General features: G+C 51.1%; 7 protein-coding genes. All 7 read left to right on the plus strand.

Annotated features, from left to right (window positions below):
• Nucleotides 1–7: 7 nt before the first annotated feature.
• The 7 genes from ABJU74_RS15240 to ABJU74_RS15270 all read left to right on the plus strand — a co-directional run bounded on the left by ABJU74_RS15240 (nt 8) and on the right by ABJU74_RS15270 (nt 20,212).
• Nucleotides 8–3,145 (plus strand): CHAT domain-containing tetratricopeptide repeat protein, encoded by a 3,138-nt coding sequence (locus tag ABJU74_RS15240; RefSeq protein ID WP_348385308.1) that lies wholly within the window; start codon nt 8–10, stop codon nt 3,143–3,145.
• Nucleotides 3,145–5,199, plus strand: coding sequence for an adenylate/guanylate cyclase domain-containing protein (locus ABJU74_RS15245; RefSeq protein WP_348385307.1), 2,055 nt, complete (start codon nt 3,145–3,147; stop codon nt 5,197–5,199). Before ABJU74_RS15240 ends, ABJU74_RS15245 begins: the two co-directional genes overlap by 1 nt.
• Nucleotides 5,186–5,989 carry a hypothetical protein gene (locus ABJU74_RS15250; RefSeq protein WP_348385306.1) on the plus strand — a complete coding sequence of 268 codons (804 nt, stop codon included), beginning with the start codon at nt 5,186–5,188 and terminating at the stop codon, nt 5,987–5,989. The genes ABJU74_RS15245 and ABJU74_RS15250 overlap by 14 nt, the downstream gene beginning before the upstream one ends.
• Nucleotides 5,990–6,090: 101 nt before the next feature.
• A complete protein-coding gene (locus ABJU74_RS15255) occupies nt 6,091–7,881 on the plus strand; it encodes a ShlB/FhaC/HecB family hemolysin secretion/activation protein (protein WP_348385305.1) in 1,791 nt (596 codons plus the stop codon).
• 12 nt (nt 7,882–7,893) lie between these two features.
• Nucleotides 7,894–17,745 carry a hypothetical protein gene (locus ABJU74_RS15260; RefSeq protein WP_348385304.1) on the plus strand — a complete coding sequence of 3,284 codons (9,852 nt, stop codon included), beginning with the start codon at nt 7,894–7,896 and terminating at the stop codon, nt 17,743–17,745.
• 44 nt (nt 17,746–17,789) lie between these two features.
• A complete protein-coding gene (cysS, locus tag ABJU74_RS15265) occupies nt 17,790–19,253 on the plus strand; it encodes a cysteine--tRNA ligase (RefSeq protein ID WP_348385303.1) in 1,464 nt (487 codons plus the stop codon).
• Entirely contained in the window at nt 19,250–20,212 is a 963-nt protein-coding gene (locus tag ABJU74_RS15270) for a D-2-hydroxyacid dehydrogenase (protein WP_348385302.1), read from the plus strand. The genes cysS and ABJU74_RS15270 overlap by 4 nt, the downstream gene beginning before the upstream one ends.
• The last annotated feature ends 20 nt before the right edge of the window (nt 20,213–20,232 follow it).

Consider the following 20,232-nt stretch of genomic DNA (forward strand, 5'->3'; position numbering starts at 1 on the left):
GGAATATATGATCCGTCCGAGACAATTTCGCTCGCCGTTCTTGGCTTTGCTTCCGATGCTGGCTTGTGCAACTTCATCAATAGCCTTTGCGCAGGGTACACCTGTGATATTGCGCGACAGTTTCCCGATTGGTTCAGGAGACGGAACACTTTGCCAAGTTCAAGATCGCAGTTTAGAAAATAAAGCCAAAGCCAGCATCTTTGATCGCAGTTGGGCAGTTGTATGCCGCGATTCAGCCCGACCCGTCGGCACCGTTTATGCGTTTCGATCTCCAGAGACCGACGTAATGCAACGCATTGCAGCACAACGGCAAGATGCCGTGACCTGCTTGGAGACCGGATCGCAAGAACGGATTGAAGGCGTGGACCGGAAAATTTGCAAATTGTCGGAAGAACCCGTTAGCTATTCGATCTTTGAACAGCAGCAAGGCAATGTCCAATATGTTGCTGAAGGCCTGACGGCTTATGACAGCGCAACATTACTGGCTTTAAAATCAATTGTCGCAAACAAGATAGTAAAAGGCAAAATTGATGTTGCCTCAACGTCGATTGAAGATCCATTTGCATTTGCCCGCGTGCAAGCCCTAACTCTCAAACCTGACCAAGCGCTTGCAGAAGGCTATCGGCGGAATCTGAGCGGCAATTATGCCGAAGCCGCTGCCTTTTTCGAAACATTGCAACAGCGTACCGCCGGATTGGATGATCAAGATATCAATCCCGAGGAATATTTTATCAATCGCGCTTTGCAAAAATCCAATCTTGGGGAATTTGCCGAAGCGGATGAATTGTTCCAGCAAGCCCGTGCCGTCATTTCGGGCAATGTTATCAATCAAAAGCTACTCCGCAACTTTGAAGGCATGCACTTGTTGAACCAAGGGCGTTTTGATGACGCGGTGGAGCGGATTAATCTACCGGTCGATGCCAGTGAAGATCAAAAAAATGCTCTGTTAAAAGATCTGACCATAACAGTCGCGATCGCCACTCGGCTGAACGGTGATGACAAAACGGCCAATCTGTTGGGCTTTAATGATGAGTTGAAGTTGACGGCCCCAGAACGCGCCGAAATTATCGATGCACAGGCTTTGCAACTTATCGGCACAGCGCAGCGTGTCAAAGGTGATACAAAATCCGCCCAACAATCGCTGACGACCGCCTATAATCAGGCAATTGCCGTGCGCGATGGACGCGTGACCTCAATTACGCGGTTGCGCACACAAATCTTGTCGGAGCTTGCGCTCATTGCCGAAGCGGAAGGTGAATTTGCAAATGCCGAGCAGCTTCTGCGCAATGCTTTAGAGCTGGTCGAGATACAATATCCAGAAACCCGCGCGGTTAATGCAGCAAAGGCCAAGCTCGCAAGCTATTTGCTGCGTCAGGAAAAACCGGAAGAAGCGCGGCTGCTTTACCGGGAAGTTGTTGACAACTCATTGGGCCAACGCGCGGCCATTACCGGCATTGCCAACCAATTGGCTCCTTATTTCGAATTGCTCAGCGATGATCCCGAAGCTGCGGAAGAATTTTTCAAAGCCTCTCAGGTTTTGGTGCGCCCAGGGGTTGCCGAAACTCAGGCATCCCTGTCGCGCGAATTGAGCGGCGGCACCGATGAAGCGGCGCGATTATTTCGGCAATCGGGAAATCTTGATCGCAGCATCGAACGATTGCGCATGCGATTTACGGCGCTGGGCAAAGTCGAGCAAACTGCGGCAACCAATCGCCGGCGTGCCGATCTGGCCGCTGAGATTGCAGAACTTGAACGCAGTCAACAACTTACGCTCGTCAGTCTTTCACAATATCCTCAATATCGAGCCATTGCGAGCAGTGCGATTAGCCTTCCCGAATTGCGGGATCGCATGACAGGCGCAGAGGCCTATTTGCGGATGGCGATTGTCGGCGATGATATATTCATGTTCTACATGGATGAGGGTTTTGCCACGGCCTATAAAGCTTCTTTGGGAGCCAGTGAACTCGATCAGCAAGTCGACACGATCCGCGCTTCTATTTCGGCTTTCGAAAATGGCCAATATGTCACCTATCCGTTTGATATTGAATCATCCCGCAAACTGCACAAAGCATTGTTGACCCCCATTGCGGACAAATTGGCTTCGAAAACTCATCTGATTTTCGAACCCGACGGGGCGATGCTGCGATTGCCGATTAATCTGCTCGTTGCAGATGATCAGTCTGTTTCCGAATATTTGGCCCGTGTCGAGCAACCGGATGGTGATCCTTTTGACTATGTGGGCGTACAGTGGTTAGGCACAGATACCAATGTCAGCACGGCAGTATCAGCCCGCGCCTTTGCGGATGCGAGGAACGCGCCCAGCTCAAAAGCTTCGCGCCAATATCTGGGCTTGGGAAGCAACAAGCCCGTTGGAAACGAAACCCAAATAGGCGGAGTTCGCGCATCCAGCCAAGGCCTTGATGCCAGTTGCAACTGGGCGATCGATGAATGGAACAAACCCATTTCAGATGCCGAACTGTACCAAGCGCGATCGATAATCGGACAAAATGGATCTGAAGTATTGACGGGCTCGGCCTTTTCCGATGACCAAATTTTGCAGAAATCCGATATTTCAGAATATCGCATATTACATTTTGCCACCCATGGCCTGGTTACCGCACCGCGTCCCTCATGTCCGGCAAAGCCTGCGTTGTTAACATCCTTTGGCGGAGAGCGTTCCGATGGATTGCTCGCCTTTGATGAGATTTTTGATCTAAAACTGGATGCGGATATTGTCATTCTTTCGGCCTGTGACACGGCGGGCAAAGCCAGTATTCAAGCAACCCGGGAAGCGGGTGTCAGCAGCGGCGGCGGAACCGCATTGGATGGATTGGTACGGTCCTTTATCGGCGCCGGCAGCCGCTCCGTTTTAGCCAGCCACTGGCCAGCACCCGATGACTTTCAAGCCACCGAGCGTTTGATTGGTGGATTGTTTACAGATGGAAAAGGACAATCCGTCGCGACGGCTCTGCGTATTTCACAGAAAAAGCTGATGGAAGATCCGATCACCTCTCATCCTTATTATTGGTCGGGATTTGCAATTATCGGCGATGGCTCTCGGCCGTTTCTGCCGGATAGTCCCCAGGATGCAGAATCAGCAGAGATGCAGTCTAGTGCCAATCAGAAAGTATCTGCTTTGAAATAATGGCGCGTTCCCAAAATCCTGCTAACCCGACACAAGCTGGTCGAGATGTGAAAGAAGAAGCGCGCGGTGTCTTGCAATCGCTGCGGCGCCTTTTCGATCAATTGGGCCCCATCCGCTTGGGTTCAACCATCTTATTCCTTGTCCTCGCGCTGTTGATGGCCCGGTTTAGCTGGTCGACCCCATTGATCCAGGATGCCGAGCGCGCGCTTTATGACATGCGCGCGTCCGTCTTTGCACCAGAGGTTGAGAAAGAAGACCGCATTGTAATGGTGGTCTACAATGAAGATACATTGAAATTGACTGGACAGCGATCGCCGGTTGACCGTACCATCCTAGCGCAAGCGTTAGAAACTATCGATGCCGCAAAACCAAAATCCATCGGTATCGATATTCTGTTTACGATGCCGCAGGATGATGATGCTTTGCTGGTTTCGGTCTTTAAACAAATACAAACCCCGACCTACCTTGCTTATGCTGATCCCAAATATAATCCAGAAATCGGCTTTGCGGAGCATGAATTTCTTGCCGCTTTTCTGAGCGAGGTGGAAGGTGAAAATCTCAAGCCGACCAGCATCCGTCTCAACACGGACAGCGACGGTGTTCAGCGCCGTTGGACACCAGAGAAAAGCGATACACCGCCATTCATGGCTATGGCCTTGACCAAACCCAATCCGAAATTTTCGGCCAATGAGGGCGCTATACGCTATTTGGTGCCCAGCACCTCTGATATGCCGGTCTTTGACAAATTTCCGATTGAAAGTTTTGCAGATCCAGCAACGGCCGAAATGCTGCAATCTTTTATCGCCGACAAGCATGTGCTCATCGGTGGTGACTTTATTGACCGAGATCGGTTTGAAACACCCATCGGCTCGATCACGGATCTGCAAAGCGAAGACGGAAAGATGATCGGTCTTGAAGTCCACGCCCATATGCTGGCGCAGCTGCTTAACGACGACATGCCGGCGATAATTCCAAATTGGACCTTATGGGCTGCGGCGATAATCGTCGCCATATGCGGCGGACTCTCGGCATTAATCATGGGCAATGCAGCCAAGGTTGCTGGTCTTCTCATCGGCCAATTTGCCTTTTTTCTGGTCTTCCCTTTCATATTGCATCAAATCGGCGTGGATACGTTAAGCTTACCGGCATTTGGCTGGGGCCTGGGTTGGTTGTTCGGCTATGCTTCGGTCAGCGCCGCTGCCCGCACGATCAATTCCAAACAACGGGCATTTGCGCAAAATGCACTAGGAAAATATCTCCCCAAGTCGATCGCTGGCGAGATTTTGCGGGACCCTGAGAAACTTGCTTTGCACGGGGAAAAACGTGAAATCTTTGCTGTGTTTACGGATCTTGAGGGCTTTACGAAATTGAGCCACGCCATTGAGCCGGAAATGGTGGCCACATTGCTTAATGACTATCTGGATCGGCTCAGCGAAGTTGCGCTAGAATATGGCGGAACGATTGACAAATTTGTGGGCGATGCCTTGGTTTGCTTTTGGGGCGCGCCGTTGGCCCTGCCCGATGATGGAGAACGCGCTGCCAAAGCAGCCTATGCGCTCTATCAAGCCGGCGAAGATTTTCGGAAAAATGTCCCCGAAGGCGTTCCTGCCATCGGCCGTACGCGCGTCGGCATGCACTATGGCGATGCAATTGTTGGCAATTTCGGCGGCGAAGGCCGTATCCAATATACCGCGCTTGGTGATGCGATGAATACCGCCGCACGGCTCGAAGCCGCAAATAAGGCGCTGGAAACGAAAGTGCTGGTCAGCAAAGAAGCCATGGAACGCACCAATTTGGATTGGTATCGCCCGATGGGCAAGATAACTCTTCGCGGCAGATCAACTCCTGTGGAAGTGTTTGAGCCGGTTCCCGACTGGGAGAAAAAAGACCGCGAAGCAGTGACCGCGGTCATAGCAGCACACAAACAAGGTGATATTGGTTATATTCAGGCACTTGGTGCTATGTTGAAGTCAAGCAAAGAGGATTTAGGCCTCGCCAATTTGCTGAAACGATTGGAAAAAACAAAAAATGGAGAAAGCTATGCACTCGGTTGAATGTAAAAAAGCTCATTCTTGGACATCTGGACGCACGTTCGGCAAAGCAGTGGTGGGAGCCCTATTGCTAATGGGCGTTAGCGGCACCGCACTTGCCCAAAATATGGTCGTCCGTTCGACTGGACCATCTGCGAAATCATATCCAGCAGGTAAAAAACTCGCGAGTAATGTTCGGATCACTTTGAAAAAATTGGATAGCGTTACCATTTTGAGCAAAAGCGGTACGCGCGTTCTCAAGGGACCAGGTACATTTTCACTCGGCAAAACGGCAAGCCGGCAATCCAATAGCTCCACTCGTTTTGCGAGCTTCATCAACAATCGCGGAACCAGCCGAGCGAGAACCGGAGCGGTTCGCAGCGCTGGAGTCACCGCCGTGAATACAGCGCCCAAAAATCCAAATCTTTGGTATCTTGATGTCACCAAGGGCGGTAAATTCTGCGTGGCAGATGCCAATGCACTGGTCCTATGGCGGCCCGATTATACCGGTTCTGCAACGGCAAGCATTGTGGAACCGAATAATGGAGCCGTTACTCAAGTCGCATGGCGAAAAGGCAATCCATTGAAAAGTTGGCCGAAGTCGTCTGCGCCTTTGACCAATGGAGCCAGTTACCGGTTGATCGGATCCAATGTAGAAAAATCGGTTGAAGTGAATTTTGTGATGCTGGGCCAAGCGCCAGAGAATCTTGATCAAGCCGCCGAAATGTTAATCGCCAATGGCTGTCAAAGCCAACTCGATTTGCTGGTTGAAACATTGGATGACGGTTCTGCAACAGAAGCCAGTCAAGGTTAGAATGATAGATATTCACGCTCTGAGGTGAGGGTTAGAGCGTGAATTAAAGAACAATATTTCCACAGGGGTCGCGCAGGAAATATTGAAAAACGGGGAAGAATATGTCGCGAGCGCGCGCAACAAGAAAAACAGCACTGCTACTGTCGGTATCAGCTTTATTGACGGCACAAGGTGCCGCCATGGCTCAATCCACGGTGGCAGCGCCGACTAGGGAAGAAATTCAGCGGGGATTATTGGGCGCGGCCGAAACAGGTCAAGCCCAGGCTTTAACCGTTGAAGGCGGAGTCGAGCGATCCGCTTGCCCATTGGCTAATCCTGAATTTTCAGATGTGAAGTTCACGCTGCAATCTGTCGGCTTTAGCGGTTTGGGCGTCGTCAATGAATCGATTTTGAAGACCGCTTATTCGGGATATCTAGGCGAGGAAGTGCCTGTTGCCGTTGTATGCGAAATTCGCGATCGAGCAGCGACTATTCTCAGAAGCGCCGGCTATCTTGCAGCGGTTCAGGTCCCGCCCCAGACAATTGAAGGCGGTACCGTCAAATTTGATGTGCTGCTGGCGCGGATGACTTCTGTCCAGGTGCGCGGCGATGCAGGTTCTTCTGAAAAATTGCTAAAACAATATATTGATCAGCTCGCTAATGAGCCAGTGTTCAATATTGATGTTGCCGAACGCTATTTGTTGCTCGCACGCGACATTCCTGGCTTGGATGTGCGATTGGCATTGCGTCCGGTCACATCAAATGCCGATGGCCGCCCTGGCGACGTGATTGGCGAATTTAACGTGGTGCGCACACCGATCTTGGTCGATGCCAATATTCAAAATTTCGGTTCCAAACAGGTTGGCCGGTTTAGTGGATTGCTGCGCGCGCGCTTTAACGGACTTACCGGTATGGGCGACGAAACCACGATCAGCGCCTTTTCAACGGCTGATTTTAGTGAGCAACAGGTCTTGCAATTCGGACATGAATTTCGCGTCGGCGGAGAAGGTTTGCGCTTTGGAACCAATGTCACCTATGCGTGGACAGACCCGGAATTGGTCAATAATTTTGATATTGAATCAGAAACGTTGGTTGCTGGTGTTTATGGAACCTATCCTTTCATCCGCAAGCAAACACATAATATATTTGGAACGGTTGGCTTTGAATATATTGATCAGCAAACGGAAGTTTTCGGGATCAGAACCAACGAAGATGATCTGAGTATCGCTTATGCGCGAATGGATTTTAATGCGGTCGAACCGGGAAGCCTGTCCGGACGTGGCGGATATTCTGCTTTTGAACCCAAATGGGCAATGGCAGGGTCCTTGGAAGTGCGCCAAGGCTTAGGCATTTTAGGTGCCAGCAAAGGCTGCGGACCGGGCTTTGTTCGCTGTATCGGACAGACAGTTATCCCAACCCGTGCCGATGGCGATCCGACGGCCTTTGTGGTTCGCGGTCAAGCAAAATTGGACTACCGTCCTACCCCCTTATTGACCTTCACCTTGAAACCGCGGTTTCAATATTCGCCCGATGCGCTTTTCTCCTATGAAGAAATTTCCGGCGGCAATTATACAACCGGCCGCGGCTACGATCCGGGAACGATTATCGGAGATACCGGTTATGGCTTACAAACGGAGATAAGCTACGGATCTTTGGTTCCGGAAACGCCGAACGGAATTGCTTGGCAACCTTATGTCTATTTTGATTTAATGGGCGTCTCGAACAAGAACTTCCCAGGTGATCCCCAAAAAATCTATTCTGCAGGCGGTGGCATCCGAGCCACTTTGGGACGCCAGGCCAGTTTGGACGTAATGGCAGTTGTACCCCTGAAACGGGGGCCCTTTCAAACTCGGCGCGATAGCGCTCGAGCTTTGATGACACTTACGGTGCAACTTGCGCCTTGGTCGCGATAGGACACAAGACAGATGACTAGAGGCAAGATGATGACAATCCAAAATAACAAGTTGGCGACCGACAAAAAAGTGTTCAAGTCAAACACGCGCTCCGCTTCGTCGGCATCATTGAAAAAGCTGAGATTGCTCGCTAGCGGTTCACTGACCGCGGCAGCACTGATTTTGTCCATGGCGCCCAACACATCATGGGCGCAAGCTGCCCCCTCACCCAGTGGTCATTCGGTCAATGCCAATCCGCAAATTGCGAGTGGTAATTTCACTCTCGGGAGTGGATCGTTCACGCCAGGACCCACATCAGATACGGTTACGGTCTCGACGGACCAGGTCATTATCGATTGGGATTTGTTCGATCAATCCGGGACCGGCACGATTAACTTTCTGCCGCAGGATAATGGTTTGGTTTTCAACCGAGATGGCGGGGCAACCTATACGGTCCTGAACCGTATTGTGCCAACCGATCAAACCCGCGCTATCAGCATCAACGGCAATGTGACCGCATTCAGTGGATTTGTCCCGTTTATCGGTGATGTTTGGTTCTATAGCCCAGGAGGAATTTTGGTTGGTGACGGTGCCAATATCAATGTCGGCTCGTTAGTACTGACAACCAATGCCCTGGATGTTAGCGGCGGTCTTTTTGGGCCTTCGGGAGAGATCCGTTTTCGAGGTCCCCTGAACAGCAGTTCTGCAATTGATATCGCCACGAACGCACAAATTAATGCAATAAATGAAGGCAGCTATGTTGCGATGGTTGCACCTCGAATTAATCAAGGAGGCACCGTCAATGTCAACGGTTCCGTGGCCTATGTGGCAGCGGAACAGGCAGATATCACCATCGATTCCGGTTTGTTTGACATCAACTTATTGGTCGGCACTAATGATCCGGTCGGCATCTCTCATACTGGTACAACGACGGGACCGGTGCGAAATCCTGATCCCGCTTCTAATGGCAACAAAGACAATCAAGCCATTTACTTCGCAGCTCTGCCCAAGAATCAAGCGATGACAATGCTTTTGCAAGGCAGTATCGGCTATACACCTGCTGCTATTGCAGAGGAAGCAGACGGGCGCATCATATTGAGCGCTGGCGGGGATATCGATTCCCGCGGCTTCAGCTTTTCCGACAATTTCCGTATAACAATTGACGAAGAAATTGATCCAGCGGTCAATGGCAATATCACGCTTTCCAATCTTAGTTTCAGTAATAATATCGAAGGTTTTGCCAATAATGACATCGTAATTGAAGATCTTTTAGGCTCGACCGTTACGGCAGCGCAAGGCATCAATCCGCTCGATCTCAACTTTACATCTGGGAATTCGGCTCGACTAGAAGCAAATGGCGACGATGCCGTGATCAATATTGATGGCGATGTCACATTCAATACCGTCAATAGCGCTGAGATCATCGCCGGCGAATTATCCCGAATTAATGTGACCGGCAACTTGCAGTTCAATGTGTTTTCTGCATCTCAAGGCGGTACGGTGGATATCCTCGCTCAAGGAGATGGCAGCAGAGTAGACGGATCTGCTGAAATCAATATCGGAGGCGGTTTGTCCGTCAATACTAGCGTCGCTGGTCGACGGAGCCGCAACTCTCCTGTTGCGTTGGGCGAAGATACATTCGGCGGTAGTATTGACATTAATGTACTTGCGGGAGGTGCGCTCAGCATCAATGGAAATGGTGGAAACGAAGCATCGCTTTTCGACACTTCTGCTGCCCCGAACATGGGAACGGAAACAGCTGGCGAGTCAACTGGCGGCGACATTAATGTCAATATTCTCGGAACTGGAAGCACATTTTCAGGCGGGACCGCGGCCAATATAAGTTTCGTCGCTATGGGAGAATCTGGAAGCAATTTCAGAGGCACGGCCACAGGCGGCACTAATAGCGGTGGGAACATTAACCTAACTGTGACTGATGGCAATCTAGAAGGCGGATTTATATCTTTTAATGCGGATGCCAACGGAACAAGAAATGCCGACGATAACTTCAATGCTTCGGAAAATGGTGCCAATGCCGGAAATGTTGTCGCAAACTTCACTAACGCAACCTTAAATATTGCCGGTGAACTCAGATTTTCCAATGCGGCTGAATCCAAGACAGGATTTGACGGAGGTGAAAACGAAATTGCCGGTGTTGCTTCGGCTGGAACATTAGCTGTCACATTCGATAATACAACTTTTGACGGCGGTGGCTTGTCTTTGGATCAAAACCTAGAAGGTGCAGGCGTTGCCGGAACTTCATCCCTGCGCATAATCAACGGATCTGATCTGAATTTGACCGACACATTGGCGGTTAGATCGAACGGTTCGACGGACACTGAAGGCACAAGTTCGACAAGCGGAATAGCAGAGCTTTTCGTCGACAATGCCACTGTCGACGCATTGAATATCTCCTTGTCGGCTTCTCGGACAACCCGGGCATCCGCAGATGCAGTGTCTGATGGAACAACCGGATCCGTAAATGTCACCGTACAAAATGCCGGTGCTATCAGTGCTACCGATTTCATCGCCTCCGCAAGTGCCTCTAGCCTTACCGGTGGAGGCACAGCGACTGCCGGTTCAGTCAATGTCGATATAAATGGTGGATCCATTGATACTGGCCTTGATGATGTGGGACTCGGTTTATTCGCCAGCGGGTCTGGTAGGAGTAATCCGAATAATGCACTGGCCAATGAACGCGGATTGGGCATTGGCGGAGACATTACGCTAACACTTCGAAACGGCGGATCGCTCACTGCGCAACGCATCGGTTCCGGTGCAAATGGAGTCATATTTGATACCAGTGAAGTACCGTTGCCCGTTCGCGGTCAAGGCGGCAACGGAACTGGCGGCAACGTTACATTCAATCTGATTGATGGGAATTTTACCGCCAATGATGTCGAAGTTTCTTCGAGTGGTTTTGCCTCTTTTGGTGGTAATTCGGCGCCATTTGGATTTCCTCAAGAACCGGGCATTGTTGGCAGTGGCGGAGATGGTACGGGAGGCGATATTGTCTTCAACTTAGACGGAGCCAATATTGTCGTCGACAATCTTACTGTTTCGGCGAACGGCTTTGGCGGTAATGGCGGATTTGCTCGCGATATAGAAGGAGTTGACGCAGGTGCCGGCGGTCTTGGTATCGGCGGTGTTGCAACATTTAATGCCAATTCCGGTACATTGACTGTCACAGATACGTTAAGTATCACGGCCGGCGGCTTTGGCGGCTTTGGGGGCAGCGGCGACGGCGTCAATGCTGGTAATGGCGGCGATTCCGTTGGCGGCTCAGCGGTATTTAATCTTGATGGAACGGCTTCAATTTCTGCCCAAGTGACCTCCATTTCTGCCGACACGCAAGGCGGTCGCGGCGGGGATGCACTAGTCGGCTCCCCTACTCCGGCTCAAAGAGCAGGCGATGGCGGCAATGCTGTGGCCGGTTCCGCAGTTTTCAACAATAGCAATGGCGATGTCACTTTCACAACCACACGGGTTAGCGCGATTGGAACTGGCGGTGAAGCCGGTAATGATCCTGACGCCCCCGACATTATCGGGCCTTATGGTACTTATCCGGCTACCGGATTCACGGGACAAGAAGCCGGCAATGGTGGTTCGGGAACAGGGGGAATCGCGACCATCAATCTGGAGCAAGATGATCCTATAGATCGCATTTATATTGTCGATGCTCGCGGCGTTGGTGCGAAAGGCGGTGAAGGCAATAGCGGCGGTAATGCAGGTGCGGGCATTGGCGGTACAGCGGTTCTGAACATTGTTGATTCTGCAGTGAATTTGGAAAGCCCCGAAGTTATAGCGACCGGAACAGGCGGCGCAGGCGGGAACGCACGATCCATTCAAGGCAATGGGGGTAATGGCGGAGACGCTCAAGGCGGAATAGCGCGGCTCGAAATTGTTGGCCCTGGTGCATCATTGAACAATACCGGTAATGCGCTGGTTACAATCGCAGACGCATTTGGTGGAACCGGCGCTGAGGGTTTCTCCGACTTTAGCAGCAATGGCGGCGATGGAGGCGATGGCGGCGACGCGACGGGTGGAACTCTGGAAATTGCTGTCCGCAATGGTGCCAATTTTGCGCTCAGTGCTGCCGGCGAGTTTACCTTGTCGAGCACGGGCATAGCCGGATCAGGCGGCACCGGTGCATATAGTTACGCAAATACGGCCGGTGATGGCGGTGATGGCGGCAATGCAGAGGGTGGCGTCGCGCGCTTGTTGGCACAAGGCGGTACGATCACTGGCAATGATGTGCTTATCACGACATCCGGCCAAGGTGCGGATGCTGGTTCTGGCGGTTTTGCCTATGCTGGCGCCGGCGGCGTTTTAGGAACGGATGGCGCGGGCGGCATGGGCACGGGCGGTACCGCGATTATCGAAGTACAAGAAGGTAGTCCGGGAATAATCAATCTCGCTGGAAATGTGACTTTAATCGCCGACGGCTTTAACTCTGGCGACGGATCCAATCCAACCGGATTTGGCGGACGGATCGAGATTACCGATACGTCAACCGACCCTGCGGGATTGATCAACTTTGGATCGTTAAGCGCGCAAGCATTGGCCACCCCAGCTGCAAATAGCGGATTTTTCATGTCTGGGAATAGCGGCCCCATTACGGTAGCGGGTGATTTCAATGTGAATGTCGCCGGCGATGCGGTCTTCACATTTGACGGAGACGGGCAGTTGAACGTTGGTGGTCAGACTGATATTGATACGCTGCAAAATTTCGTTGTCTCTCACACAAATCGTGCGGCTAATTTTGATTCAATATTCTCCGTAGGAACATTTTCCGCACGCACCGGACAGGATATTAATGCTATAGCCGATAGTCGATTGCGGTCGGGAGATGTTATTGATTTCAATGCGCAGGGCGATGGCTCTGCTTTTGAGCTGGAATCGGTAAATGATTTGATTTTCCAAGCCCGCGGTGATGTTCTCATTAACAATGCGAGAACCACTGGTCCGGCTATGTCCAATGGATTTGGCATTGTTGAAGGGCCGATTGTGAATATTACCGCCGGTGAGGATTTTAGCACATTCCTCCTGTCCGATGCGCGCATTACTGGGCGGATTGAAACGGCTGGAACGGTTGGAATTGCAGCCGGTAACACGGTGACCATCGCCTCTGGTGCAAACCTCTTGTCTGACAATGCCATACTCATCTCTTCCGGGAATGATATTATTGTCGAAAGCGGTGCGTCGATCGAAGCAGCGATAAATCCGATCGATGTCTTTGGAACAGATCCGTTTGATCAGGGCTTTAATGTCGAATTATCCGCCGGTACCTTGTTAATTATCGATCCCTTGGCTGCGGGTGAAATTCGATCTCTTGTTCTCGCGGGCGATGTTAATGCCAATGACGGCGCCGTTCTTCTCGATGGTGAAGCCATTGACGGGCTTGGTGGTTCCCTCACCGCCAGTTCCATTCGAGCAGACATAAATGGCGCGCCGAGCAATGCAGACATAGCGGCCTTTGGACAATCAAATGACAATGGGTTGCTTAACGCCAGTTGTGTTGAGGGTAATATCTGTCTTGGCGCATTGGCCGCAGACAATATTATCTCCATCGGTCAGTCCGGTGTCCCAGTCCAAGCCGTGATCGAGAATGGCGATGTTTTGGCTAATCAGATCTTGGTATCCACCCGCAGAGACATCATCATGGGCCAGGATGGCATTCCTTCCCAGTTTATTGCCAGCGATGAGATTTTCATAAACAGCACCGAGGGCGATGTAGATCTCCGCGAGGCTCAGCTGAGCAGTGATCTTATCGGCATCGAAGCTGCAGGCAGCTTATTGGGTTCCGGATCGCTCATCAGTGATAATGACATCGGAATTACGGTTGGCGACAGTATCAGTGCTGGAATCATCGACACGGGCGGAGAACTGACCACCGTCGCGGACAGAGGCGGCATGCTCGAGGGCTTTTTCTCCATCAACGGCGATATGAGCGTCGGGTTGCTAAGCGTGGGTAATGGTGATGTTAATTATGACGCCGGAGGCAGTTTTTCTTTTGGCCAGATCGATGTGCCCGGTACAGATATTTTGCTTTCCGCCCCAGGCTCAATTTTTATCGGCAACAGCGCCAGCGCTCAGAATATTGCACTTGATGGCAGCGACATTTCTCTGGGTGATATTCTTGCGACAGGCAGTATCGATTTGCTCGCCGGGAATTTTGTCGACTTTGGCTTGTTGACGGCCGGCGACAGCGTGACCATCGATGCATTGGATGTCTTCGGACAACCGATGCTTGGCGGCGATATCGTCAGTGATGGCAATATTGTGATCACTGCTCTGACCATTGATGTTGGAAATCTCACCGCCAATGGCGGTATCATCGATCTCGACGGCACAGACGAGATTGTCGCGGGAGATGCAAATTCCGAAGCTAGATTTGACGCCGATTCCGACGGAGATATCACATTGGGGTCGGTCACCAACAACCGCAATGCCATTAACATTGTTGCTGGTGGATCGATTAGTTCTGGTGCAATCCAAACGCAAACACGCAATGGGACCATGTCTGCCGAAACCATAAGCTTGACCGCCGGTGGAGACATTGATCTGACGGGCACATTGGACACAGAAGATGCGGTTAGCTTAATGGCGGATGGTAATATTACCGCAACAACCGTTATTGGTGCGACCGCGGATGGACTTGTCAATATTTCCGCTGGTGGGAACGTTGCCATTGACCTTTTGAGTACCGATGGACGAGAATTTTCAACAGCAGTCGTGCGCGGCGCCGATATTGTCTTAAACGCTATTGATGTGGGTGGATTGCAGGCCACCGCCTCTAATGGCGGAATCACGGCATTAGGCCGAAATAGCACACCCAATGGTGCGAATTTGATCGCGACACAGGATATAAACCTGTCTTCGATGATCGCTTCATCCGGCGCATTCACAGCCATTACCGATGGCAATGTGAATTTTGTTGATATCGGCGCGGGTCAAGGCGATCTGATCGTACGCGCTGGCGGATCTATTTCCGGTAACTCAGCGGTTCTGACCGACAATGGAAGCGGCGTTGGTGTGACGCTTGACGCAGTTGGATCACTGATCATGACGGGAGATGTTCAATCCGGTGAAACCGCAACATTGTCCGGTTCCACCATCACGGCCGCCAATGTCGTGGCAGCGGACAATATTACCGTGACCGGCGACAATGGTGATGTAAGTGTAGGTAACCTGACTTCCGATGCAGATATTACGGTAACGGCAATGGGAGCGGCTGCGGTCAATGCAGCCAATAGTGTAGGTGATACGAGTATCAGCGGAACCACTGTGGCCTTGAACGCCGGTGATATCGAAGGCAATCTCAGGCTAAACGCCACTGCTGGCGACATTGATGGCAACGGAATTGTCAATGTTGGCGGGTCTATTGATTTGGATGCCGCTGGCGATATTGGTTTTGGTTCCTTATCGGCCGAAGGCGGTGATTTTGCGGCCGATGCTGGAGGCGATATTCAATTTGCTGATGCTTTTGCCTCTGAAAATATTTTGTTCAATGCGGCCAACATATTGGGCGGTAACATTAGCTCGAATCTTGATATTGTCATCGAAGCTGAATCTATCACGCTAAATGATGCCACAACGTCTGGGTTGATCGACCTGACCTCCACCGTGGGTGATATCACTGCTGACACGCTGGACGCAGGCAATACAGTGACCGTAGAATCAGCTGGCTTGCTGGTTTTGGACAATATTATTTCGGCTAATGAAGCCGGTTTGATAGGCACCGCGATCACTTTGTCCGGCGCAGACACGGGCGACAACGGCGATCCGCGGTTCACCGAAGGCTTGAGACTTCAGGCAACGGACGGCGATATAACGCTGAGCGGAGATTTTGACCTGTCTCGGCGCGGCGACTTTTCTGCGACGGGCAGTATCAACCTTACCGACACGGTCTTCACCAACAAAATCAGGACGACTTTGCGGATGTTCGCTGGAGACTCCCTATCGTTCGACAATGTCATTGCCGTTGATGAATTTATAAGAGCGGGCGCAACCAATAACTTCTTGGGATCCACTTTGAATGTGGGCGGGATCTCAGTGAATGTCGACGGAACGGCGACAATCGATTCAGTAACGGGTTCATCGGCGAGCTTTACAGCTGATCAAGGCGTGACAATCGAAAATGCGACTCTAAGCGGTTTGACCTTGTCATCAACAGATGGTGACGTTGCGGTTCGCGGTAATGCATTGGTCACCAATAAAACCAACGCGACCGGCAATAATATATTCTTACGCTCCACCGGCGATCTAAGAGTAACGGCGAGAGCCAATGCCGGTGACATTGATATTGTCACAAATGGCAATTTGGTCGCAGAAGATGCCATAGCAACCGGCAATATATTCCTGACCAGCCTGAACGGAAGCGCGGAACTTAACGATTTGCAGATTATAGCAAACGGAATATCGCGTACTCCTGCCGGGATTACCGGTCAGGCAACAGTGAGCTCAAATGGAAATATCACGGTCACCGCCGCCACAGATGTCGTCGTCAATGATACTACCAATGCTGCCAACGCGCTCACAATAACAGCGGGCAATTTGATTGACATTCAAGCGCTCACCACCGGCACAACCATTGATTTGTCCTCTGCCGATATCAATATTGGCACCAATGGGCAGTTGGGTGATTTTCAACAGACCAATGATATTTTCATCGAAAGCAATGGCACAAACCAAGCCATATTGGGCGGTTCAGGAACGGCTGGAGTATTCAGTCTAGATCAAAGTGAATTTGACGCGATCCAATCCAATCAGGATCTCACTCTCTTTGTGGCATCAACCGGCCTGGCCACGCCCGATCTGATTATCCAGGACTTGACCGTCCAAGCCGGCGTTAATGTCAGCGGGCCTCAAATCGCTTCGATTGGTTTTTCCGGAACATTGACGATCGATTCCGGCCAATCAACCCGCGTCGATGGCAATCTTAACTTAGCCAACGCATCGACAAGCACTGCCTTGGCAATGACCTCTCTCAATGATTTGCGGATCAACGCCAATGGCGGCCTTATCCAGATCACTGATATTGGCGGCAGTTTCGGCGGTATAGGGCTATTGTCTCTCACGGCTCAAAATATCTATGCCATGACCGATCAAGCTTTTGCCGATATTGTTGGACTGGATGTGCTTGGCGTTGACGCCCGGCTGGCATCCAGTGACGGCCTTGACATTGACAATGGCCTTATCCGCGGCGGCATTGCTGAATTTACAGTTGATGGTGATCTGTTCATTCAAAACACGGCTACCGGAGTAAGCTTCGATGAACGCCGTGGTTTCGTTGTCGATAGCCTGACAATTAATGGTCTAAGTGCCGGCAGCACCGCGAATATTGTGATCAATGGTATTGTGAACGGAGAAACCGGTATTGAAACAATTTTTGCAACGGACACAGTTGCGAATTTTGATACTTTCTCCACCATCAATGGTTGTGCGATCATAGATCCGTCTAGTTGCGGTGCGCAGCCAATGCCCACTCCAACTCCGACGCCTACTCCAACTCCGACGCCTACTCCGACGCCTACTCCAACTCCAACTCCAACTCCAACGCCTACTCCGACGCCAACCCCGGTTGATGATCCGGAAATTACGGATCCGGTACAGGATATTATTGAAGAGGAAGTCAAACCGGAAGAAAGCGTTACCGTTGTCAGTGATCCGTTCGAAACCAATTTGATCGAGATCAAGGATATTGAAGAATATGCCGATGATCCGTTGATCGATGATCCCGTTACCGGCGCTGGCAATGATGACCTGTGGATTGGTGAAGACGAAGCCAATGCAGACGAGGATAGCGAGGAATGCGCTGACGGTGATAGCGCATGTGGTCAGGGCGGTCCGGCAGAAGAAGAAATACTCGAACCTGCCGAGTAATTGATCGGTTGACCTTTTGCATCCCAAGCCATTAGGCGGTGGATATGAAAGATACCAATCGCCAACCGCTGAAGCTGTTCAACAGTCTTACTCGCGCCATTGAACCCTTTACCCCGGTCCATGACGGAGAAGCCCGCGTCTATACCTGCGGGCCGACAGTTTATAACTATCAGCATATTGGCAATATGCGCGCTTATATTTTCGCTGATCTGTTAGGGCGAACGCTAAGCTGGTGGGGTTTGAAATTGACCCATGTGATTAATATCACCGACGTGGGCCATCTGACCTCCGATGCTGATGCCGGAGACGACAAAATGGAGAAGGCCGCCGCATCAGCGGGGAAATCGGCCTGGGACATCGCCAAATATTATACCGATGCTTATTGGCAAGATATTGACCGGCTGAACATTCGCCAACCGGCAAAATGGTCCATCGCCACCGATCATGTGGACGAAATGATCGCGTTTGCAAAAGGCATAGCTGACAAACACTGCTATGAACTGGAAAGCGGTTTATATTTTGATACCAGCACCGTTCCCGATTATGGCCGTCTCGCGGGCGTCCAAAGCGATGAGATCGAAGGGCGGATCGAGAAGGTGGAAGGCAAGCGCCATCCGCAAGATTTTGCCATTTGGCGTAAAACCCCGGCTGATGAAACCCGTCAAATGGAATGGGACAGTCCATGGGGCAAAGGCGCGCCGGGCTGGCACTTGGAATGTTCACAGATGAGCATGAAATATCTCGGTGAAACTTTTGATATTCACACCGGTGGCATTGACCATCGCGAAATTCATCATCCCAATGAAATCGCTCAAAATCAGGCGCATAACTGCTCTGAACATACCGGCGCCAATATCTGGATGCACAATAATTTCCTCATCGATCGTGCCGGCAAAATGTCCAAATCCAGTGGTGATTTTTTGCGGCTGCAAGTGTTGATCGACAAAGGCATTCATCCCCTGGCTTATCGGCTAATGTGTTTGCAGGCCCATTACCGCAGCGAACTGGAATTTACCTGGGACAATGTGGTTGCCGCGCTGACCAGACTGAACCGCATGATCATGGGTGTGGATAATCTCAAGACGCGCCTCGGAAATATGAACGGTACCGCCAGTGAGGAACGGGAACATCACAAAATTACGGAACTGCGTGAGAAACTATCGGCTGCGATGGCAGATGATTTGAACAGTGCCAAAGCTATTCCATTGCTCGAAGAACTTCTGGGGTTGAAAAAGATCAACGCCGGACAACGGTTGGCGTTACTGAAAGAAATGGATATGATTTTCGGTCTACAATTGGAAACATTGTCTCGCAAAGATTTGCGGCTCAAACCTAAAGACGCGGCCATTTCCGAAACCGAAATTGAACAGAAATTGGATCTGCGTCAGCAAGCCAAAGCGGATAAGGATTTCGCCAGCGCCGATGCTATCCGGGATGATCTTATCGCTCAAGGCGTAGACCTTATGGATGGCGATCCTTTACGTTGGGAATGGAGTATCAAAATATGAGCAAACCGATAGCTGCCATGGCATCGCTGGTACGCCCTTTGGTCGAACCGCATTGCGACGGATTAGATGTAACCTGGTTTACCAGCACGGAAGAGGCTCTGGAAATTGCTCCCCATGCCGAAATCGGCTGGTTTGATATGTATGACAAAGAGAAAATGCGCGAAGTGCTCGCGAAAGCCACCAACTTGAAATGGTTGAACAGCATATATGCCGGCGTTGAACATTTCCCGCTCGATCAACTTAAAACGCAAGGCACGATCGTCACTAATGGCGCAGGATTGAACAGTTCACCGATAGCGGAATTTGTGCTGATGGGGATGCTCGCCGCAGCCAAACGGACAGACAAACTATTGGATCTCCAAAAACAGCAAGCCTGGCCGGAACAGGCGCCCGGCACGGACGAGTTGGCAGACAGCAAGGCTTTGATCATCGGATATGGCGGCATTGGTCAGCAAGTCGCGAAAAAATTATCTGGCTTTGATGTGAATATCACTGCGGTCCGCCGGAATGTTAGCGACGATCCAGCCGGCCTGAGCACGGAAGTGATTAGCACGAACGATTGGCGGGCCCGTCTTGGTGATTTTGACTGGGTGATAATTTCCGCTCCGGCGACACAAGAAACGCGGCATCTCCTCGGCGCAGAAGAACTGGCAGCGATGAAGCCATCAGCTTGGTTGGTCAATGTCGCGCGTGGGTCTTTGGTGGACCAATCGGCATTGCTTGACGCGCTGACCGACAAAAAAATTGGCGGCGCGGTATTGGATGTGACGGAACCGGAACCTTTGCCGAAAGGGGATCCCTTGTGGACCGCACCAAATTGTTTCATCACCATGCATGTATCCGGCGTGGCCCAAACCCGCATGTTTCAGCGCGCCGCTACCCGTTTTGTGAAAAATTTGCAGCATTATCAAAACGGCACACAAATGATTGCCGTTGCTGATTTGGCGCGGGGTTATTAGCCAATGGCGAAATTTTTCGA

It is taken from the genome of Parasphingorhabdus sp., from assembly GCF_039982415.1.
In the GTDB taxonomy this organism is placed as follows: Bacteria; Pseudomonadota; Alphaproteobacteria; order Sphingomonadales; family Sphingomonadaceae; genus Parasphingorhabdus.

Excerpts from the sequence above, each read along its gene's own strand:
- ABJU74_RS15270 (WP_348385302.1), top strand. The coding sequence starts at position 19,250 with ATGAGCAAACCGATAGCTGCCATGGCATCGCTGGTACGCCCTTTGGTC.
- ABJU74_RS15245 (WP_348385307.1), top strand. The coding sequence starts at position 3,145 with ATGGCGCGTTCCCAAAATCCTGCTAACCCGACACAAGCTGGTCGAGAT.
- ABJU74_RS15250 (WP_348385306.1), top strand. The coding sequence starts at position 5,186 with ATGCACTCGGTTGAATGTAAAAAAGCTCATTCTTGGACATCTGGACGC.
- ABJU74_RS15240 (WP_348385308.1), top strand. The coding sequence starts at position 8 with ATGATCCGTCCGAGACAATTTCGCTCGCCGTTCTTGGCTTTGCTTCCG.
- ABJU74_RS15260 (WP_348385304.1), top strand. The coding sequence starts at position 7,894 with ATGACTAGAGGCAAGATGATGACAATCCAAAATAACAAGTTGGCGACC.
- cysS (WP_348385303.1), top strand. The coding sequence starts at position 17,790 with ATGAAAGATACCAATCGCCAACCGCTGAAGCTGTTCAACAGTCTTACT.
- ABJU74_RS15255 (WP_348385305.1), top strand. The coding sequence starts at position 6,091 with ATGTCGCGAGCGCGCGCAACAAGAAAAACAGCACTGCTACTGTCGGTA.